Raw genomic sequence first — 20,187 nt, 5'->3', positions numbered from 1 at the left:
CACAAGTAGGTTCCGCTGGAGCAAGGAGTCAGACCATGAACCGTGGCGCATTGCTGAAGGTAGTCGAGAAGAAGTACACCCGTACCGACATCCCCCAGTTCAAGCCGGGCGATACCGTACGGGTCAACTACAAGGTGGTCGAAGGCAACCGTACCCGTGTGCAGGCCTATGAAGGCGTGGTGATCAAGATTAAGCGCAACGGCTTCAACAGCGCTTTCACGGTGCGTAAAATCTCCTTTAACGAGGGCGTAGAGCGCATTTTCCCTTTCAATTCGCCCCTGATTGAAAGCGTGCAGGTGGTGAGCCGTGGTAAGGTGCGCCGGGCTAAGCTGTACTACCTGCGCGAGCTGCGCGGCAAAGCTGCCCGCATCAAGGGCGACCGCAAGCGCCTCAGCGAGGATGTTGAGGCCCGGGCAGCTGCTGCCAAAGAGGCCGCGGAAGCCAAAGCGGCCGCTGCGGTTGAGGAAAGCAAGGAATAATACCAGATTCGGTCAGTTCGGTGCCGGAAGGCGCTGAACTGACCCGACCGAAGGGATACACTTTCTTCGCCGAGCGTAGCGAGGGGTGTGCTATAGGATTCAAAAAGATAGCCTCTGTTTGAATCCGATATCACTCTGCCAGGAATACCCGGAAACCCTTCAGGGCTGGTCTGCCGCCGCTGGGGCGGAAGTTCACCAGCAGCTTATCGGCTGCCCCGATTGCCTCGAGCCTGGGATTGGGCCCGAAGCGTAGGGTGATGACCAGCCCGTCGGCCTGGGCGATATCGGTGTACTTCTCGCCAAAGTCGGCCGCAACCAGCTTGTTGCCCTGGTTGTCCAGAAGCTGGAAGCCATCGAAGCCGGTTTTGTGCAGCGAGGTTTTGTTGCGGGTCAGGTTGCGCACCTCCACACGCACCACATACCCCGGCCCCGAGCCGAAGAAGGGGTTGGTTCCGGGCGTTACCTCCAGCACCCGCAGCCGCCAGGTGCCGTTGGAGAGCCACTCGCCCTTTTTGCCCTCGAGCAGCATGGCCTGCTCCTGCCCCCCTACCGGGATGAGCTGTATGCGCAGCTCGCCCCCTTGCAGGCTGGCCTGGGCCCCGGCTTTTTGCAGGGCCTCGAGGGGAACATAGGTTTTGCCGTTCACCACAATGGCCGGGGTGGCCTGGGCCTGGCCGTTGATAAAGAGCCTGTAGGTTCTCTGGGCGGACTGGGCCAGCACCAGGGCCGAAAGGAAGATTCCCATACCAACCAGTAGCCTGTTCATGTTGCCTCCTTGCTGGGTTTGCCGACATTGTACTACCAAGAGATTGAGCAACTCCCGGCTCCCCAAAGCATTGCTCCTGCCCGGATTGGCACGGGCAGGAGCGATCAGGTGTTTTTAGCAGAGCGTTCTGACGGTAATCAGCCGGGTTCGGACGACCCTGTTACCCGCGCTGTCGGTAGCGGTGAGGGTAATGCGATGCTCAACGGTGCCGAAGTAGGGCAATTCACAGGTGGTGTAGAGCCGAACGGTGAGCGAGTTACCCGTGCCCAAGGTTTGCTCGCCTGTGGAGGGGCCACCGGGTTGTACATCTGCACGGTTGGTGCTCCAGACCAGGGAAGCGCCGCTCAAGGTACCGTCTTCAGGATCGGTAGCGTTTCCTTGCAGGGTGATCTGGTAATACCAGCCGTTTGCATCGCTGCCGTTGAAGTCTACAACCAGGTCGGACGGGGGGTTGGTAATGTTGGCGGTGGGCGGGTTGTTGGTGCAGGCCACCACTGTGATGGTGCGGGTATCGGTGGCGGAAAGGGTGTGCGGGGCGGGGGCGTCGTCGGTGGCTTGCACGGTGATGGTGTAGGTGCCTGCGGTGTTGAAGGTGCGGGTAGCAGTAAGCCCTGTGCCGAAGCTTGTACTACCCACCCGCCAGACCACGTTACCGGTGGGGAAGGGATTGGAGGGCGGGTTGTTGGGGTCGCTCACGGTGGCCCTGAAAGTGATGGGGCTGTTGGTGCAGAGGGTGTTGCTGGTATCGGGCTCTACGATCTGCACGGAGGGGGGGTCGTTGCGAACGGTGATGTTGACAGAGTCGCTTGCGGTCTGCCCACCGGAGGTCGCGGTCGCCGTTATGCGGTGGCTGCCCAGGTTGAGGTTGTTGACGGTAACAGAGGTGCCAGAGCCCAGGGAACCATTGAGGCTGCTTTGCCAAGCCAGCGCTGGGGTGCCGGGTGTGTCAGGGTCGTAGGTGGTAGCGTTCAGAGAGACCGGGAAACGCCAGGAGAACACCCGTCCTTCTGTGGGGCTCTCGATCCGAACGAAAGGAGGCACGTTGCCCAATGCCCTGCTCACCGCCCCGAAGGCATTGACACGCCGCTGGTGGCCGCCCCCATCGTGTACGCCGCCGTTGTGGGCTGTGTCGAGAAGGATGGACTCTACTACCTGGCGGGGTAGGAGGGGGTTGGCAGCCCAGATGAGCGCAGCGACACCGGCTACGAAGGGCGATGAAAGACTGGTGCCGCTTACCTTGTGAACCTCTCCCGTACTGGGGTCGGGCCCAGCCCATATGGTAAAGGGGCCATAAATGTCCACCGAGGAGGAGTCACGGTCGCTTCCCCAGTTCGATCGTTCTGCTTTGGCGGTGGTATTCCAGCCCATGCCGCCTACGCAGATAAAGCCCGACAGCTCGCATGGTGCCCACAGGTCTTCCTCCCAGCAGACGATAAAGCAGTCCTCTGCATCCACGTTGGCCCCGGCATTTCCGGCTGCAGTGACGAAGATGGGCCCCAGTGGGTTGGTCTGGATGGCCAGCAACAACGGGGCCAGGGCTGCCTCGAGCAGCGCACCGGGAACCGCAGGGATAGCCCCTGCGCCGCTGATGTTGATAATCCTGGGGCGTTCTATGGCAGAGGCGGCCAGGGTGGTTACCACAAAGCGGAGAAACTCGAAGAAATCCCCTGGCACCTGTACGGCCACCAGCTCGGCCACAGGGCCCGCGGGCCCGGCCACCCCTTGGTTGTTGTCGGGCAGGGCCATGGCCGCCTGGGTCACATGGGTGCCGTGCCAGGGGCAGGGTCTGCCCCCGCAATCAAAAGGATTCGGGCGCCCCCAGTCCGAACCGCCGTAGATGCTGCGGCTGGCGGGGTAGTCTGGGTGATCCCGCTGGAAGCCACCGTCTATGATTGCCATCCGAACCCGGTTGGAGAGCCTGCCTGCGGCCAGCAGCAAGCGCCAGGCCTCGCCGACCCCGATGTCCTGGGGGCTGCCGCGGTTCATATAGGGCCAATTAAAAGCATTCGGGTTATAGTCGGGCAAAGCGCCTCTGGGTGCCTCAGATGTGGTGCCCGCCGCTATGTCTTGGGGCTTGAAGATGAAGTTGAGCGAGACCTTGAGGTTCTGGCTAACGCCCTCGCGGGCGGCGGTGGCCAGGAGGTTGAGCCCTTCCTGATTGGAGAACTCGAGGTCGCTACGGGCCTCCGGCACCAAAGCTCTGAGATCCTGGGCGAGCTGGGCCTCTACCGCCGGACTGGCATTCACCCGTACCAGATGCAGCTTGGGTGCACCCTCGAGGCTGATGGTGCGCAGAATCCGACCACCGTAGCGGGCGGCCAAGGCCTCCACCTTGGCGGTGTCATCGCTGCTGATTATGAGCTCGTTGAGCACAAACTCACTTTGGTGCCCGCTTTTGCCGCGCATGGCACCCACCGGGCGCGGGGCACCCCCTTCGGGGTCGGGGATGCTCTCGACCGAGGGGGTTAGCGCAGGGTTGACCTTGAAAGTGGAGGCGGGTATCTGGTTGGACTGGTTAGAGCCTGCTAACTAGCTGTTCGTAAAAGCTCCACAGTTTTCGCTGTCATCAGAATCGAAAAAGCCAACCAGTGCCAACCTCGCAAGGTCTCAGCCAGCCGCTCATAGTCTCGCGCCAGCCTGCGAAACCGGGATGTCCAGGCAAACGAACGTTCCACCACCCAACGCTTCGGCAGCAGCACGAATCCTCGTTTGGCCCCTTCCACCTTGACCACACACAGGGCGATGCCTTCCGCCTCTGCCGCTTGTGCCGCTTCCTCCCCAGTGTAACCCTGATCCACAAAGGCCACTTCCACCTGCTCCCCCGTCACTTCCTGCACCTGTTGACTGAGGGCTCCCACCTGGGCCCGTTCCTGTTCACTGGCCGCCGTTACTACCAGGGCCAGCAGATGCCCCAGGGTATCTACCGCCAGGTGAACTTTGCTTCCCTTGCGTCGTTTGTACCCATCGTATCCGGCCCGCTCCCCACTTTGCGGGGTGGACTGTAGGGTGCGAGCATCGTAGATGGCAGCGCTGGGATGGGCGGCTTTGCCCTGGAGCATTCGCAGGGTCATGCGCAGGTCGTGTACCAGGTCTTCGAAGACCCCCCGGTTCATCCAGCGGTAGGCTTGCGCCTGAACGATATGGGGGGGTGGGAAGTCGTGGGGCAGGTAGTCCCACTGAGCACCGGTTCGAACCATCCAGCGCAGGGCGTTGAACACTTCGCGCAGGTCGTACTTGCGCTGGGGTGCTTCCAGCGGGGCGAGGGTCAAATAGGGCAGCACCAGAGCCCATTCCTCATCACGGACGTCCGATGGGTAAGCACGGCGGTTCATGCTCTAAACATAACTGCAGTGCCTGATTTGGGTAAGGTGGTTTGTAGATTCTAGAGTTGTTGTTGCCACAACCCACCAGCAGCCAGACCGCTGCGAGCGTTCCCAGAGCCAGCTTCCAAAGATGTTTCATGGCCTTCCTCCTTAAGGGACTTCGGGTTTCCCGAAGTTGCCCGAAGCGTAGAAGGGCAGGGTTGAACACTCCATGAACGATTGCGTTAGGACTTACGCAGTTGGGTGAAGGATGTGTATGGGATTGGCCAGGTAACTTCGTATCGCCTCGCGGATAATACTTGCCTTGGACTCATACCAACTCACCCCCGTTCGCAAGCGGTACACCTCCAGCCTCAGAAAAGCACGTAGGGACAGAAGAAGGTGGCCCAGGATAGAGGCCCTCTTTCTCACCTGGGCCCGCTCCACCCCGCAACACCCCTTGAGCCCCCGGTGGTAGACCTCGATACCCCAGCCTGCCCGCTCCAACTCCCCCCGCCGACCTTCAGTCATCCCCAGGTCGTTGGTCGCCCAGTGCTCCGCGTCCCCGTCTTTCGAAACCGTCCGGAACACCCTGACCAGACCAAAACCCCTCAGGTGCACCACCCGCCCCTCCGGCGGTATCTCCACCTCGCTCACCGGCCGAAGCCCCTCCCTATCCGGGTTCACCTGCCGGTTCCCCTTCAGCCGCGTGAGGAAGCGCCAGCCCAGGCGAGCAATCTCCTTCAGGTTCTCCAGCGAAGCGTACCAGCTATCCATTAGCACGTACGCTGGAGCAAACCCCCGTCCCTTGGCTACCCGCAGCATCTCCATAAAGTGCTCGTTCTTGGTCTTCCCTTCCCAGGGCTTGTCATAAATCCTGAAGTCGCAGGGGATGAGGGCCTGGCCCTCCGTCCACAGCAGGGTCATGAGGGCGATCCCCTTGACCACCCGCTGGTGCTTGCCGCTCCAGTGGTAGGTCACCAGCTCCATCCGCTGGGCATAGGGTTTATCCAGGGTGGTGTCGTCCAGGATCAGAAGCCCCCGGGTGGGCTCCACCACGGCCCTGGCCTCCTGCCACAGCGCCTCCGTGTCGGGAGGCTGTCGCTGGAGCAGGCGGGTGAAGGCGTCGTGGGCGGGAGCGCTGGGTTCCTCGGGTTGGCAGCGGGCGGCTTCGGTACAGGTGAAGACCTTCTGGGCGGCGATGAGGAAGTGGATATAGTCCAGGTCGGTGCACTTTGGGGGGTTCATAGCAGCTAACTCCTCTTGGCCTGTTTGCTTTGCAGAAAAGGGTAGCCGAGTAGAGGGGTGAGAGGCAACTGCGTAACTCCTATGCGTATTGCAGGCAGTGATAAATAAAAAACCCACTCCAACGGGCGGTGCGACAAAAACAGCCAGTCTAGGGTGGCTTGTGGTAGAGCGCCGGGGCCGGGTAGAGGACTAATACCGGATTCAAAAAGATAATCAACCAAAGCAAAGACTTTCAGAGGCTATCTCTTTGAATCCCAGAGCGCCCCCTTCGGTCGGGTTAGTTCGCGCCTTCCGGCGCCGAACTAACCGAATCTGGTATAAGCTTCCGGCACTGCTGCTGGGGCAAAACTAGGCAGGGGAGAGCCGGGCAAACTTGCCGGCAGAATATGTGATCCATAACCCGCCGCTCTTGTCGAAGGCCATGCCTTCTGGCACGGCGCTCACCGGAATGCTCACCTGGATAGCTGAGGCAAGCGTCTTGCTACCGCTTCGGAAAAGCCCCCAACCACCGCCTGGAGGTGAAAGACCCGCCCCTCCAGGCCGGAGAAGATGCCCTCGGGTATATTTGTGGGAAACGCTCTGATACCGAAGGAACCGCCTCGAGCGAGGCGGTTCTCACCGGTCGTTGATTTTCAGTGCTTGAAGGCTATCTTTCCAGCTTTGCCTTCTGCGGGTTTTGCTGTGCGCTCAGGTCAAGAGGCTTTGGCACTTCCTCGTGAATGGCGCTGGCCCCTTTCTTGAACTCCCTAATCGCCTCTCCCAAGCCCCGGGCCAGCTCAGGTAGTTTGCGCGGGCCGAAGAGCAGCAGGGCCACCAGCAGGATAACTGCTATCTCGGGAAATCCGAGGTTCACGCGTTCCCTCCTTGCCTACCATGGAAGGCGTAGCGGCAGGTCGGTCTAGTTGAACAGCACGTAGGGAGCGATCTTCTTCCAGAGCGAGGGGCCGATGCCCTTGACCTTGCTCTGGAGGTCGTGGGCATTCTTGTAGGGCCGGTGCTTGATGATCTCCTGGGCCAGCTTGGGCCCGACGCCGGGCAGGGTCTCAAGCTGCGCCAGGGTGGCGGTGTTGATGTGCACAGGGGCGATCTTTGCGGCCACCGTGGTCTTGCTAGCCGCCGTCGTGTTTGCCGAGGAAGCAAAGGCCATCAGCGAGCCGCCCATCACAGTGAGTGCAGCCAAGAGCAAACCCAGGGACTTTTTCAGACGCATAATCCTCTCCTTCTGTGACCCAGGCACGGCAGTGGTAAAAGGTAGGTCACGGTCGATACTGTGAAGCCAGGGCGTGAAGGCAGAATGAATTGCCCGTGCTGAAACCTAGCGGTTGCGGCTGGACTTGACGTGGCGCATCTTGTGTACAGTGGGCTCCTGGAAGGGCACCACCGAGATGGTGCCGTCAATCTCCAGTACAGCCGAGGCCACCTGTTCGGTTCGGCTGACCCCGTGCTCGCGTAAAGCCGTCTCGCGCTGCAGGGCCTCGTGAGGGCGGGGCGGCATCTTCCGGTGGGTGCTCGAGCAGGTGCTGGCCCCTTCTCCCAGGGATGCCCATGCCGATCACCGCAGGAGGTCGCTGCCGAGCGGCTGCGCTTCTGGATGGTGCACGGTGGGCTGGAGTGGCCCTTACCCAAGGGCCTGCACCCTCAACTGCCCCTCGAGCCCACCCCGTGGGGTAAGGGCCTGTCCCTGAGACCTTAGCACCTCCTTCAGTCGGGTTGGTTCGCCGCCTTCCGACACTGAACCAACCGAACCTGGTATTACTCACCGGCCCAGGTATGGGCGGCCTTGGGGCCATCGGGGATGAAGCCATAGCGTGCATAAAGCTGGTAGCCGGTGCGGATTTGCTGGCGGGCAGCTTCGAGCTGCCCCTGTTTGCGGTAGACCAGCCCCAGCACATACACCGCTAAGGGGTTGCCCGGCTCCAAGCGCACCGCCTCCTGCAAAAAGCGGGCCGAGGTTGCCAGGCCTTGGGGTGTAGAGGGACCCATAAATCCACCGGGGGCGCGTTCGCCCCGGTAGTAGTAGAACTGCGACTGTAGATAGCGCAGGCCGAGCGGTGCGATCTCGCTCACCGGTGCTTCGTGACCGTTGCCCACCAGGCGATAGGCCTGAATTTCGTGGTTGTTCGCGAAGCGAGGCTCGAGAAAGCGGTAATCGCCCACAGCAGCGTCCCAGGTGAAGAGGCCCTGGTGCTCGGGGAAGGGTTCAGGCTCCGAGGCATCGACCAACAGGTCGTGGCCGTTGGAAAGGCGCAGCAAAGTGCTCACGTGTCCGAGGTTGCTCACCTGCCCGTGCAGGTTCTTCCAGACCATCACCGCGCCTGCCCTCAGCCCGATGCGCTGGAGCATTCCAGCGATGAGCACCGACTGCAACAGACACTGCCGCTCTCCATAGCGCACCGCGAAGGCGAACTCGTAACCGCGCTCGAGGCTGAAATTCGGGATCAGGGCTTTAACCGTGCGATAGGCCCAGATGGCGCTTTGTTGTTCGTAGGCGGCCCTCTGGGAGGGCTGTAGCCGGCTGTAGGCCCGCCGGCGGGCCTCGAAGCTCTGCTGCAGGCCTTCCTTCGCGTAACGTGCGTAGGCTTGCTCGAACCAAGGATAAAAAGGCTTCAGCCCTTTGGCGTCGGTCAGCCGGTAGGACTCCTCCACCAACTGGTTGAAAGCCGCGGAGCCGTAGGCGTAGGCGTCCTCGGGTGGACGGGCATAGGCTGGGTATGCAAGGCCCAGCAGTATTAGTACTGGTAAAACTTTGAGCTGCATTTTTTCTACCCTCCCGTGTGCGCTTGGCGCTGTGGTAAGCGCAGCCGCACCTGGCTCCCCTGGTGCTGCTTGATTTGTAACTCTCCCTGCAGCGCCTGGGCCACCGCCCGCGCCACCCGCAGGCCCAGCCCCTCGTGGAAGTCCTTGTGGAAGCCGGGGCCGGTGTCGGCCACCTCGAGCCAGGCCCAGCCCTCTTCCAGGCCGCTTTTTAGCAGCACGCTACCTTTGCTGGTGTAGCGCAGGGCGTTGTGTACCAGGTTGTTGAGGGCTTGCTCGAGCAGGCGTGGATCGGCATAGACAGGGGCGGGCTGGGCCTCCAGGCCCAGTTCCAGACCCCGTTCCAGGGCCAAAGGCTGGAAGCGGTCGAAGGCCTCGGAGACCAGGTCAGCCAGATCCAGGGGTTGTCCCCGCACCTCGCCGCTCTCGGCCCGCGAGAGGGCCAGCAGGTTCTGGGCCAGAGTCTCCAGCCGCAAAGCCTCGCGGTGCAGGCGGCTGAGCTGCTCTGGGCCCATCTGGCCCCGGAGCCTGGCCGCCTCGAGGCTGGCCCGGAAGGCCGAGAGCGGGGTGCGCAACTCGTGTGCAGCGTAGGCTAAAAACTGCTGCTCCCGCTCACGCTGATCCTTAAGCCGGTCGAGCAGGCTGGCAAAGGAACGGGCCAGGCTGGCTACTTCGTCCTGGCCGGAGATCTGCGGTACCGGCTCCCCCTGCTCAAAGCGAGCCGCGGCGCGGGTGAGGCGCTCGAGGGGCCGTACCGCCAGCCCAGCAGCTAGATAGCCCAGCCCTGCCGAGAGCAGGGCCAGCAGCAAAGCAATGGGAACAGCGACCTCCACGAAGCGCTCCAGGGTCTCGCGCAACAGCCATAACGATTCGCTGAGCTGCACGCTTAAGTCCCCCTGGCTTAGGGTGTATACTCGCAGCCCCCGCACCTCGCTGGGGCCCTCCCGGCCCAGCATAGCTGCGTCGAAGGGTAGGTCGGAGGTGAAGGTGCCGCCTTCCCAAATCTTTTGTAGCCCACGATAAACCTGCGCCGACTGGACACGGTTGTCCTGTGAAAGCGCGTCGGCCAGACTGTCGGGTATGGGCCGGCCGCTGAGCGCTGCCTGCAATACTATGCTGGCCTGGAGCCTAAGCTCCCGATCGAGATCGGCCAGGCGGCTGCGCTCCAAAATCTGGTACGTCAGGAGCAGGCCCAGGCCCAGGCCCAGAAGGGTCAGGCTGAAAGTAATGAGGGCCAGGCGCAGGCGAAGGTTCATAGGGCTGGGGGGTTCCTCGAGGTTGTGGTTGTTTGCATAAATCGCCAGATGGAGGTGCGCAGGGGGTTGGAGGCCCGGCTTCTATAGTATTAGGACTTACGCAGTTGGGTGAAGGATGTGTATGGGATTGGCCAGGTAACTTCGTATCGCCTCGCGGATAATGCTTGCCTTGGACTCATACCAACTCACCCCCGTTCGCAAGCGGTACACCTCCAGCCTCAGAAAAGCACGTAGGGACAGAAGAAGGTGGCCCAGGATAGAGGCCCTCTTTCTCACCTGGGCCCGCTCCACCCCGCAACACCCCTTGAGCCCCCGGTGGTAGACCTCGATACCCCAGCCTGCCCGCTCCAACTCCCCCCGCCGACCTTCAGTCATCCCCAGGTCGTTGGTCGCCCAGTGCTCCGCGTCCCCGTCTTTCGAAACCGTCCGGAACACCCTGACCAGACCAAAACCCCTCAGGTGCACCACCCGCCCCTCCGGCGGTATCTCCACCTCGCTCACCGGCCGAAGCCCCTCCCTATCCGGGTTCACCTGCCGGTTCCCCTTCAGCCGCGTGAGGAAGCGCCAGCCCAGGCGAGCAATCTCCTTCAGGTTCTCCAGCGAAGCGTACCAGCTATCCATTAGCACGTACGCTGGAGCAAACCCCCGTCCCTTGGCTACCCGCAGCATCTCCATAAAGTGCTCGTTCTTGGTCTTCCCTTCCCAGGGCTTGTCATAAATCCTGAAGTCGCAGGGGATGAGGGCCTGGCCCTCCGTCCACAGCAGGGTCATGAGGGCGATCCCCTTGACCACCCGCTGGTGCTTGCCGCTCCAGTGGTAGGTCACCAGCTCCATCCGCTGGGCGTAGGGTTTATCCAGGGTGGTGTCGTCCAGGATCAGAAGCCCCCGGCTGGGCTCCACCACGGCCCTGGCCTCCTGCCACAGCGCCTCCGTGTCGGGAGGCTGTCGCTGGAGCAGGCGGGTGAAGGCGTCGTGGGCGGGAGCGCTGGGTTCCTCGGGTTGGCAGCGGGCGGCCTCGGTACAGGTGAAGACCCTCTGGGCGGCGATGAGGAAGTGGATATAGTCCAGGTCGGTGCACTTTGGGGGGTTCATGGCAGCTAACTCCTCTTGGCCTGTTTGCTTTGCAGAAAAGGGTAGCCGAGTAGAGGGGTGAGGGGCAACTGCGTAACTCCTAAGTATTTGCTGCAAACCAGCCCAGGTGTGTCCGCTCGCATGCCCAAGCCAAGCGAAAACTCCATGATACCCCTGGGCAGAAGGCTAGATCGCAGGGGTGAATCTGAGATGAAGGACATTTGTGCTGCTTAGCAGGGGCCTCGATTGTTTCAGACCCCCTTCATCTGGCGGGTGATGCTAGAAGGTATGAGGCCTTGGACTTGGATATGCTTGCTACCATGGGCATTGGGACTGGCGCTGGCCCAGCCGACCAACCAGGCGCCGCTCCCTCCAGTGCAGGCCATTCCGCCCAGCGAGATGCAGCCGCTGGCACCCGGTCAGCGGCCGGCTCCCACGCTACCCCAGATCGTTCTCAACCCACCCATCCGCTTCGTGGAGCGGATTGCCTGGGCCTCCAACGGCTTCGTGGAGGCCGCTGAGGCCCTGGTGTTGATTCCGGAGGCTTCCACCACCCCTAGCTTCATGCTCACCAAGGCCCAGCGGGTAGTCGCTGAGACCTTTGCAGCCCGGCCTTCCCTGAGCTATGTGGATATCTCAATTTACAGCCGCAGGGAGTACGCGGGTTTTGGGGGCCCCCTGCCCCGTTTTACCGCTTCGGTTCCGCGGGCCAGGCTCAACGAGTTTTTGCGCTTAAGTCTGAGCAACTTTTTGCAGTTTGACCACCTCTGGATCAAGCCGCAGGATGCCTTTTATGGCCCGCCCGCGCCCGTGACCGATGAGCTCGAGCTCACCCCTCAGTTCCAGGGCACCCGGGCCCAGCTCCGCGCCCAGCAGCTCGAGCAGACCGCGGCCAGCCAGCAGGGTGGGGTGGTTGGTAACCGCCTTTTTCACGGCGATCCCAGGCAGCGTGTGGTGGCCCTGACCTTCGACGATGCGCCCCACCCCCTGTTCGAGCCGCTGCTCCTCGATACCCTGCGCCGGGCGGGTGTGCGGGCCACCTTCTTCTGCATTGGCCGCAACGCCGAGGCCTACCCCTACTTCGTACGGGATATGGTGCAGCAGGGTCACGAGGTCGCCAACCACACCTACCACCATGTCCGCCTCAACGGGCTTGACGAGGCCAGTGTGACTGCCGAGATCGTCCAGGCCAATCAGGTGCTGCAGGCCATTACCGGTAAGCCCATCGTCTACTTTCGCCCACCCGGAGGCCGTTTCTCGCCCACGGTGCTCGAGGTGATGCGACGACTGAACATGACCCTGGTCTTCTGGACGGACAATCCTGGCGACTTCGATAACATCGGGCAGGGCCCCCTCGAGGCCCGGCTGCTGCGGCGGCTGCGCCCCGGTGGTATCGTGCTGCTGCACGATAACGTGCTCCAGACCATCGCGGTGCTGCCGCACTTTCTGGCTTTGGCAGGGCAGCAGGGTTACCGGCTTGGCACGGTGGGTGGGCTGGTGCAGGGAGTAGATCGGAGGTAGGGTAGGGGTATTCCAGTGGATGAGCAAAGGCGGGTAGGACGCGGGAAAGGGGCGATGATGGTAGCCCGAGCGGGCACCACCACAGCGCTGGAATCCAACAACAAAGCGGCGGTGGCTGGGGAACGGCTGCTGGCTTTGGACGGGCTGCGGGGTTTGACGGTTTTCTTGATGCTTTTGGTGAACAACCTCGCGCTTCAGGAGTCCACACCTGACCAGCTCGTGCACGCCCCGTTTGGGGGGGTGACGCTGGCCGATCTGGTGTTCCCGTGGTTTTTGTTCTGCATGGGGGCGGCCATCCCATATGCGATCACGAGCTTCGATAAACAGAAGCTTTCGTTGTGGCGCAGGCTGCTTCGCATCCTCAGGCGCACGAGCCTGATTTTTTTGCTGGGCCTCTTCCTGACCAGTGCCCTGGCCCGCACCCCGGTTTTCGCGCTGGGGGTCTTGCAGCTCATCGCGCTGGCCTACTGCCTGGCCGTGCTTATTTACCTGATCTCCCCCCGGCCCGCCTTTCTGCTCGCAGTCGCAGCGGTGCTCCTGGTGGGCTACTGGGCAGCCATCCGTTTTGTGCCCATCCCCGGTGCAGGGCCAGGCATCTTTGAGGAAGACCGCAACCTGTTGCTGCACCTGAATAAGACCTACCTCGAGCCCCTCGGTCTGCGTGGCTTGCTTTCGACCATCCCCACGGCGGCGCTGGCCTTGCTGGGGGCGATGGTGGCCCAGATGCTAAGAGCCTGGCGAAAGAACCCGGTGGAAGTCGAACGACCGGGCCCTGCCGCCTTGGCCTGCGGCCCCCAGGAAGGCCTGGCTGCTTGCCGTCTGTTGTTCCAGCTCCTCCTGCTGGGCAGCGCGATGACCGGGCTGGGGTATGGCTGGAGCCTCGAGCTACCCTTCTCCAAAACTTTCTGGACACCGCCCTACATTCTGTTCAGCGCTGGGCTGGCGACGCTTTTGATCGGGGTGTTTTATGTGTTGCTCGATCTTGGTAGACAGAAGTGGTTAGCCTTTCCGCTCTTGGTGTTCGGGTCGAATGCGCTGCTGGCCTATGTCCTGCCAATTTTATTCAAGGTCTGGGTGTTGCAGAGCTGGACGGTCTCACTGAACGGGGTGCAGGTTAGCCTGCAACAGGCCTGGCTCAACTGGCACGTGGCTCACAGCGGGGTGGTGGTGGGGGGGTGGACGTACACACTGCTCTACATCCTGGCCTGGTGGCTGGTGTTATGGTGGTTTTACGCCCGAAAGATTTTTCTCAGGGTTTAGAGCCCCGGGGTGTCAATCTCATACCGGATGCAAAAAGATCGTCGCCAAAGCAAGGGGTAGTTAGGTGAGATTATCTCTGACAGGCCTGGGGAAAACCTGATGAAGAAGGATTTCTCGGATCGTCCAAATGCGTTCCGTGAGACCTGCTGCCATAGCCGGAGAACAAGGCTGGTAGCGCCGCCTGCCGATGGGCTCTGGTAGGGGAAGTCGGAGGGAGCGGTGGGGGCGGGCAAAGTTGTAGACCGTCATCCGCCAGTCACCGCGGTGCTCCCGGGACTCAGGCCTGCGGGCAAAGGCCAGGGTCTTGCGCACGGAGAAGGCGTCCATACGCCGGGCCGTGGCGTTGAGCCGCTCAATGGCAGAGGTGTTAGGGGTGGTGTAGCCCAGACGCTCTAACTCCAGGTCAATGCGCTTGCGACTGCCATGGGCCATGCGCAGTCTGACCTCCACCACCCGCCGGCCCTCACGCCGTTTGAGCACCTGGACATGGGCCTGTCGGCGGGTCAGGCGATAGCGCTCTCGCGGCCTCCTGCCGCGAGCCCCTCGCCGCTTGGGCTGGTAGGGGGTTCCGAAGACTTGCGGGAACAGGGTGGCGTAGCATTCCCAGCCATCGCTGAAGAAGGCCAGATCCTGGAAGTCTCTCAGCCGGGCCTTCCCCCCGCGCAGAAGGCGGCGGGCCAGATCCTCGTTGCGCTCGCCCTGCACCCGCTCCACGATCAGGCGGCTTTTGGGTTCGAGCAGCTCCGCCTCCCAGCAGGGCCGGTTCTTGCTCCCGGCGTACCCGTGCCGCTCGTCGGCCTGCAGGCTGCTGCACACCAGGCCCTGCACCTGCTGGTCATGAAACAGCCGCCCGTGCCGACCCAGGCAGCGTTCCAGTCTGCGCACGCTCTCCCGGCTCACCTTGAGCAGGCGAGCGGTGGCGGCCTGACTGCTGCCCTCGCTCAGTTGCTCTGCGACCGCTACGGCCTTGGATTCGGGCAGTTTACAGTTCCAGAGGGCCGTGCCCTTCCTTTCGCTGAACTCCTGCCCGCAGCTCTTGCAACGCAGGTATCGTATCTTTTCTGCGCTGTACACTTTGCGTACCTTGAGATTGCCTTGTCCGGTTTTCCCGTACAGCTTGCATCCTTCTATCGGGCATGCCAGACTTGAGAGGGGAGGTTTGTTTGTTTTCACACAACGCAATCTGCGTTGAAAACGGCCTCCCCTTCAACCCCTGTCTGGGATAATCTCACTCTACTACCAAGCAAGGCAGAGGCTATCTTTTTGCATCCTAGCGCTCGGCGAAGAAAGCACATCCCTTCGGTCGGGCGGCAGGCTAACCGAATCTGGCACTGCCGTGCAGAGGGGAGATGCGGTTTCATTCTGGTTTCACCTGGGAAAGGCAGCATAAACCTGCACAGACCATTGCTCTGTGCCTTACCTCCCCCCAAGCTGCGGCTTCACCCACCGCAGCTTAATTTTTGGCACCGCCGGGTAGAGGCCGGGTCATGCGCTTCACCTGGCTTTCAGCGGATGGCATTAGCATTGCAAGAATGTGCCCGCTAGTCGATCATCCAGGGGCCGAGATAAGCTTAGGTGTGCGCTTGTTAATCGTCGAAGATGAGCCCAGCCTGGGATCCACCCTGAAGGAAAGCCTCTCGGTGCAGGGCTTCCAGGTTACCCTGGCTGCCTCGAGGTCTGAAGCTGAGGCCCTGGTCTGGGAGCAGCCCTTCGACCTGCTTTTGTTGGATGTGATGCTGCCCGAGGGGCCGGAGGCTGGCTTTGAGCTGGCCCAGGCCCTGCGCGAGTCGGGCTTTCATCAGCCCATTCTTTTCCTCACCGCCCGCGAGGCCCTAACCGACCGGGTGCGGGGCCTCGAGTGGGGCGACGACTACCTGCCCAAGCCCTTTGCCCTGGCCGAGTTGGTAGCCCGCCTTAGGGCCCTGGGGCGGCGCGGGGAGATCAAGCCGCAGGTTTTGCAAATTTCCTCCCAGGTCGAACTGGCCCTGGAGCACCGCCAGGTACGACGGCAAGGTGAGCTGGTGCGCCTTACCGCAAAGGAATACCTGGTTCTGGAACTGCTGGCGCTCAACAAGGGCCGGGTCTTTACCCGCGAGGAGATACTCGAGCGCATCTGGGGGCCGGGCTTCGAGGCCGACTCCAACCTCATAGATGTGTATGTCAAAAACCTCCGCAAGCGCCTTGGTGAGGATGTCATTGAGACGGTGCGAGGTGTAGGATATCGCTTGGGAGAGTGAGCGGTATTGAAAGCCCTGAGGCAGGATGGGTGGTTTGCGCAAACGGATAAGGGCATTTTACAACGTGCAGTACAAACCAGAATGGTAGCGATGTATGTCGGTTAAGCGACATCCGGCCCGCCCTATTTTCAGTCGCTTGCAACACTGGCTGCTCGAGGGGGCTCCCAAACCCTCCGAGGGTTACTATGAGCAACCGGCCGCTGCCCACTCGAGCCACCCCTGGTGGCGGGTGATGTGCCTGACCGGGGTGGACTACTTCTCCACCCTGGGCTACCAGCCCGGCATTGCAGCGCTGGCGGCGGGGGCGCTCTCGCCCATTGCCACCCTGGTGTTGGTGTCGCTCACCTTGTTTGGAGCCCTTCCCATGTACCGCCGGGTTGCCGGGGAAAGTCCTCACGGTGACGGTTCGATCTCGATGCTCGAGCGGTTGCTCAAGGGCTGGAGGGGCAAGTTTGTGGTACTGACCCTGATTGGTTTTGTAGCGACCGGCTTTGTTATCACCATCACCCTCTCGGCGGCGGACGCGGCCAAACACATTGTTGAGAACCCCCTCGCACCGGACTGGCTGAGCAACCAGCTGGGCCTGACGCTCCTGTTGTTGGGCCTCTTGGGTGCGGTTTTCCTGCGCGGCTTTAAGGAGGCCATCGGCATCGCGGTGCTGCTGGTGGTAACCTACATCGGCCTAAACCTGGTGGTGATTGGTCAAGGGCTCAGCCTGATCGCACAGAACCCTGGCCTTCTGGCCGAGTGGACAGGGCGCATCGCCCTCGACTACGCCACCCCTGCTGCTGTGGTGGTGGCTGCCCTGGTGGTTTTTCCTAAGCTGGCCCTGGGCCTCTCCGGCTTTGAGACCGGGGTGGTGGTAATGCCGCTGGTGCGGGGTCGGCCCGACGATTCGCCCCAGTACCCCGTGGGACGAATTGCCAATTCACGCAAACTGCTCACCACGGCGGCCCTAATTATGAGCGTGTTGCTGCTCAGCAGCTCGCTGGTGACCACCCTGCTCATTCCACCCAGCGAATTCTGGCCCGAGACCACCGCCCAGCGTGAGCTGCGCGGCCAGGCTCGCACCATCGATGTGCCGCTGGGCAATGGTGACCTGTACACCTACCACGTACCCGAGCGCACGGGAAGATTTACGGAGCAGATTCAGCTTGAGGGGAACCAGGGCACCATACACCTCGTGGTGACGGTCACCCCCACCCCAGGCGGGCGGCTGGTGCAGGTTACCAAGGAGGGTGGTGCAGCCAATGGGCGGGCCCTGGCCTTCCTGGCCCACCAAAACCTGGGTGAGTGGTTTGGCAGCTTCTACGACCTCTCCACTATCCTGATTTTGTGGTTTGCAGGTGCGAGCGCCATGGCTGGACTGCTCAACATTACCCCGCGGTATCTTCCCCGGTATGGTATGGCCCCCGACTGGGCCCGGGCGGTACGCCCGCTGGTGCTCATCTTCACCGGGGTCTGTGTGTTGGTTACCCTGATCTTTCGGGCCGACGTAAATGCCCAGGCTGGGGCCTACGCCACCGGGGTGCTGGCCTTGATGACCTCGGCGGCCTTCGCGGTGATGCTCTCGGCCTTTGCCAAGCGCCAGCTTTGGGCTGCGCTGGGTTTTGGTCTGGTTACGGCCGTCTTTATTTACACCGCCACTGTGACGGTGCTGTCCGACCTCGATGGCCTGGTGATAGCCGCTTTTTTCGTCGCTGCGATTGTGGTGGTTTCGCTGATCTCGCGCGTCTTCCGTTCGACTGAGCTACGCGTTGAGCGGGTTCAGGCCGACCTCGAGGCCCAGGCGATTATCCGGCAGCTGGCCCTGGGTGAGATCCGCCTGGTTGCCAACCACCGCGACTCTGGCAGCCCTTTCGAGTACACGCAAAAGCGGGAACGGATGCATCGGCGCACCCACCTACCCACCCGTGATCCGGTGGCTTTTCTCGAGGTCTCCGTCCCCGATGCCTCCGACTTTTCCGACACCCTTTATGTGCACGGTGTGGAGGTGGGCGAGCACCGGGTGCTGCGGGTGCAGGGTACCTCCATTCCCAACGCCATTGCGGCCTTGCTTCTGTATATACGGGATACCACCGGCAAGCTCCCGCATGTCTACTTCGAATGGAGCGAGCGCCCCCTTTTGCCCTCAGCCCTCGACTTCATCCTCTACGGCGAGGGCGATGTGCCCAGCCTAACCCACGAGGTGCTGCGCAAAGCTGAGCCCGACCCACAGCGCAGGCCCGTGGTGCACGTGGGGGGCTGAGCTTGGCTTTACGGTTTCATGCCATTTTGCTTGAATCCTTCGCTGCCATGCACAGTCATACCGCATTCAAAAAGATCGTCATGCAAGGCAAAGACCTCCAGGGGTTATCTTTTTGAATCCTAGAGCGCACCCCTCGCTACGCTCGGCGAAGAAAGCGTATCCCTTCCAAGGGGCGGTATCGCCCTCCGCTACGCGGATAACTTCGGTCGGGTTAGTGCGCCACCATTCGGTGACGAGCTAACCGAATCTGGTAGGAGAACTCATGGTTACGGTCAAATATCACACCTGTTTTCTTGAGGCGCTCCAGAATGTATATAAGGTCTTTCTGCCATCCGGTGCAGAAAAGCGAGAGTGAGGTAGTTTATGCGTGCGAATGGTTTTACCCTGATTGAGCTGGCCATCGTTATCGTGATTATTGGTGTTCTGGCAGCCGTGGCGGTGCCTCGTTACATCGACATGACCGCCCAGGCCCGCCAGGCCCAACGCGAGGCAACCTTATCCAGTATCCGTTCGGCTTACGCGATTTATCTTGCTCGGAATGGTGGCAACCCGCCCAACTGGACGCAGCTATCGACCAATTTGGATGCCCCTACCCAGCTGAAGTTCAATGGCGGCAGCGCCTACATGGACTACGATAACAACAACGCCGTGGCCACCACGGGCGAACGGGTAGCCCTGCTCTACAGCGACGACACCTGCACAACGCTGGTTACCAACGCTACGACTGCCATCCGTTGCGTACGCAATGGTATCAACTAAGCCTAGCAAAGGCTACATCCTGATCAGCCTTGCAGTAGCCCTGGTTTTGCTGGGGCTACTTCTTGTACCGTTGGGTTTGCTTACCTGGAAGAACGCCACCCGCAAAACCTCAGAAACCCAGGCTTTGCAGGCCCTCTACCTGGCAGAGGGTGGTGTGGAGCAGGCCATTGCCCACATCCGCCTCAGCCCGCTGGTGCCGCTTTTTGCCGCTCAGCCGATTCTGATCTGCCGCACTTCCAGCCCCTGTACCCCTAGCAGCCCGGATTATGTGGGCCGGTACTGTTTTAGCACCGGCAGCCTGGGAGGTTCTGCTTGCAGTGCTACGCGCAGCCTGGCGGGTGGTAAGGTGCGCTGGACGATCGATGCCGTGGGGGAGGAGCGGGGTGGAATAACCCGGCGGCTGCGGTGGGTGTACAACGCCACAGATGGGATGGTCGAACAGAGGATGGTGGATCCGTGAACCATCGGGCATTCAGCTTGCTGGAGGTGGTGGTGGCCCTGCTGCTGATAGGTGTGGCTGCTACAGGGGTGCTGGCGGTGTCGCAGGTTTTGCAGAGCAGCCAGGAGCCGGATCTGCAAACCGGGGCTGCATTAGAGACCCTTCTGGAGGCTTCCGCTGCTACCATTGCGGCCTGTCCTAGTTACAGCTCTGTCTTTCTGGGCGACCGTACCTTTGCAGTCTGTCGTGAAAGTATCGTGCAGAACGGGCTGGGTTACACCCGCACCGTAACCACCCTGCGTTCGGGGCCGCACCATCTGACCCGGATTCGCGTGACCAACCCCTAGAATGAGGCCATATGCGCCTGATTGAACTGGCAGTGGTACTGGCTTTAGCGGGTTTTTTGGCCCTGGCTGCTAGTACTTTGCTGTTCTATGGCGGCGAGACTTCTAGAGAGGCCCGTTTGCGCTTGAGCACCGAGGTGGCCTACGATGAACTCCGGGCTCGGCTGGGGCGCGATATGCGCGAGGCATTGCAGGTTGGTAGCCTTGCGAGCGGCGAATTGCGCCTTGCTGTGGCCGGAGGATGTGTTATGTACCGGCTCCAGAGCAGCCAGCTTTTTCGCCAGGCTTGGGCAGGTAGTTGTGCGGTTGCATTGGGGGTGCCGGTACGCCTTCTGGAGGATACCAGCCTCCCCCTGGCGCGTTTCTGTAGCGACCCCGCGTTACGCCGGGTGGGTCTGTTTGATGCTTGCCCATCAAGCTGGAGCGTTGTGGGTGGGGTGCTGACCCTGCGGCAGAATGGCCAGGATCAGGCTTTTGCACCTCCGGTGATCTCGCTTCGTTGA

Annotated in this window: 20 protein-coding genes and 1 pseudogene; 10 read left to right on the top strand and 11 right to left on the bottom strand. The window is 61.7% G+C overall.

The window, feature by feature from the left end:
- Positions 1-35: 35 nt before the first annotated feature.
- Positions 36-479, top strand: coding sequence for a 50S ribosomal protein L19 (rplS, locus tag MTAI_RS09785; RefSeq protein WP_027888015.1), 444 nt, complete (start codon positions 36-38; stop codon positions 477-479).
- 130 nt (positions 480-609) lie between these two features.
- Here the strand turns inward: rplS and MTAI_RS09780 are convergent, their stop codons facing one another.
- From MTAI_RS09780 to MTAI_RS09750, 7 genes are all read right to left on the bottom strand, one after another.
- Positions 610-1,245, bottom strand: coding sequence for a hypothetical protein (locus MTAI_RS09780; RefSeq protein ID WP_223299798.1), 636 nt, complete (start codon positions 1,243-1,245; stop codon positions 610-612).
- Positions 1,246-1,359: 114 nt separating this feature from the next.
- Positions 1,360-3,651, bottom strand: a complete 2,292-nt coding sequence (locus MTAI_RS09775; RefSeq protein WP_187388539.1) for a S8 family peptidase — start codon at positions 3,649-3,651, stop codon at positions 1,360-1,362.
- Positions 3,652-3,770: 119 nt separating this feature from the next.
- Positions 3,771-4,577 (bottom strand): IS5 family transposase, encoded by an 807-nt coding sequence (locus tag MTAI_RS09770; RefSeq protein WP_119342530.1) that lies wholly within the window; start codon positions 4,575-4,577, stop codon positions 3,771-3,773.
- Between the two features lie 222 nt (positions 4,578-4,799).
- Positions 4,800-5,795: an IS701 family transposase gene (locus MTAI_RS09765; protein ID WP_187388538.1), complete on the bottom strand. Its 996-nt coding sequence runs from the start codon at positions 5,793-5,795 to the stop codon at positions 4,800-4,802.
- 646 nt (positions 5,796-6,441) lie between these two features.
- On the bottom strand, positions 6,442-6,648 hold the full coding sequence (locus MTAI_RS09760) for a Sec-independent protein translocase subunit TatA/TatB (RefSeq protein ID WP_043983583.1): 207 nt from the start codon (positions 6,646-6,648) through the stop codon (positions 6,442-6,444).
- 45 nt (positions 6,649-6,693) lie between these two features.
- On the bottom strand, positions 6,694-7,005 hold the full coding sequence (locus tag MTAI_RS09755) for a ComEA family DNA-binding protein (protein WP_119361876.1): 312 nt from the start codon (positions 7,003-7,005) through the stop codon (positions 6,694-6,696).
- 105 nt (positions 7,006-7,110) lie between these two features.
- Positions 7,111-7,290, bottom strand: a complete 180-nt coding sequence (locus tag MTAI_RS09750; protein WP_043983473.1) for a YetF domain-containing protein — start codon at positions 7,288-7,290, stop codon at positions 7,111-7,113.
- Positions 7,291-7,300: 10 nt separating this feature from the next.
- Between MTAI_RS09750 and MTAI_RS15315 the strand changes: the two are divergent.
- A pseudogene (locus MTAI_RS15315) lies at positions 7,301-7,473 on the top strand (PIG-L family deacetylase); the annotation flags it as partial.
- A 74-nt stretch (positions 7,474-7,547) separates the two neighbouring features.
- On the opposite strand, the gene MTAI_RS09745 reads toward MTAI_RS15315, so the two are convergent.
- From MTAI_RS09745 to MTAI_RS09735, 3 genes are all read right to left on the bottom strand, one after another.
- A complete protein-coding gene (locus MTAI_RS09745; RefSeq protein WP_027888964.1) occupies positions 7,548-8,552 on the bottom strand; it encodes a tetratricopeptide repeat protein in 1,005 nt (334 codons plus the stop codon).
- A 5-nt stretch (positions 8,553-8,557) separates the two neighbouring features.
- A complete protein-coding gene (locus MTAI_RS09740) occupies positions 8,558-9,805 on the bottom strand; it encodes a sensor histidine kinase (RefSeq protein ID WP_027888963.1) in 1,248 nt (415 codons plus the stop codon).
- A gap of 96 nt (positions 9,806-9,901) precedes the next feature.
- Positions 9,902-10,897 (bottom strand): IS701 family transposase, encoded by a 996-nt coding sequence (locus tag MTAI_RS09735; protein ID WP_187388537.1) that lies wholly within the window; start codon positions 10,895-10,897, stop codon positions 9,902-9,904.
- Between the two features lie 267 nt (positions 10,898-11,164).
- Between MTAI_RS09735 and MTAI_RS09730 the strand changes: the two genes are divergently transcribed.
- Together MTAI_RS09730 and MTAI_RS09725 are read left to right on the top strand one after the other, a co-directional pair.
- Complete coding sequence (locus MTAI_RS09730) at positions 11,165-12,397, top strand: polysaccharide deacetylase family protein (RefSeq protein WP_036197640.1); 1,233 nt, start codon at positions 11,165-11,167, stop codon at positions 12,395-12,397.
- A 54-nt stretch (positions 12,398-12,451) separates the two neighbouring features.
- The gene (locus tag MTAI_RS09725; protein WP_027888961.1) at positions 12,452-13,657 is read left to right on the top strand and encodes an acyltransferase family protein; all 1,206 of its coding nucleotides are present in this window, start codon (positions 12,452-12,454) and stop codon (positions 13,655-13,657) included.
- Between the two features lie 60 nt (positions 13,658-13,717).
- Here the strand turns inward: MTAI_RS09725 and MTAI_RS15100 are convergent, their stop codons facing one another.
- The gene (locus MTAI_RS15100) at positions 13,718-14,731 is read right to left on the bottom strand and encodes a hypothetical protein (protein ID WP_198525971.1); all 1,014 of its coding nucleotides are present in this window, start codon (positions 14,729-14,731) and stop codon (positions 13,718-13,720) included.
- 503 nt (positions 14,732-15,234) lie between these two features.
- On the opposite strand from MTAI_RS15100, the gene MTAI_RS09715 reads away from it, so the two are divergent.
- From MTAI_RS09715 to MTAI_RS09690, 6 genes are all read left to right on the top strand, one after another.
- Positions 15,235-15,894, top strand: a complete 660-nt coding sequence (locus MTAI_RS09715; protein WP_027888162.1) for a response regulator transcription factor — start codon at positions 15,235-15,237, stop codon at positions 15,892-15,894.
- Between the two features lie 94 nt (positions 15,895-15,988).
- Complete coding sequence (locus tag MTAI_RS09710; RefSeq protein WP_027888161.1) at positions 15,989-18,142, top strand: APC family permease; 2,154 nt, start codon at positions 15,989-15,991, stop codon at positions 18,140-18,142.
- Positions 18,143-18,505: 363 nt separating this feature from the next.
- The gene (locus MTAI_RS09705) at positions 18,506-18,901 is read left to right on the top strand and encodes a type II secretion system protein (protein ID WP_027888160.1); all 396 of its coding nucleotides are present in this window, start codon (positions 18,506-18,508) and stop codon (positions 18,899-18,901) included.
- Positions 18,888-19,361, top strand: coding sequence for a hypothetical protein (locus MTAI_RS09700; RefSeq protein ID WP_043983163.1), 474 nt, complete (start codon positions 18,888-18,890; stop codon positions 19,359-19,361). The genes MTAI_RS09705 and MTAI_RS09700 overlap by 14 nt, the downstream gene beginning before the upstream one ends.
- On the top strand, positions 19,358-19,687 hold the full coding sequence (locus MTAI_RS09695) for a prepilin-type N-terminal cleavage/methylation domain-containing protein (RefSeq protein WP_081698400.1): 330 nt from the start codon (positions 19,358-19,360) through the stop codon (positions 19,685-19,687). Before MTAI_RS09700 ends, MTAI_RS09695 begins: the two co-directional genes overlap by 4 nt.
- Positions 19,688-19,698: 11 nt before the next feature.
- Entirely contained in the window at positions 19,699-20,187 is a 489-nt protein-coding gene (locus MTAI_RS09690) for a hypothetical protein (protein WP_027888158.1), read from the top strand.

Origin of the sequence: Meiothermus taiwanensis WR-220, assembly GCF_003568585.1 — a bacterium.
In the GTDB taxonomy this organism is placed as follows: Bacteria; Deinococcota; Deinococci; order Deinococcales; family Thermaceae; genus Meiothermus; species Meiothermus taiwanensis.
The sequence above is the reverse complement of the archived record's forward strand: the minus strand, read 5'-3'. Positions and strand labels throughout refer to the sequence as shown.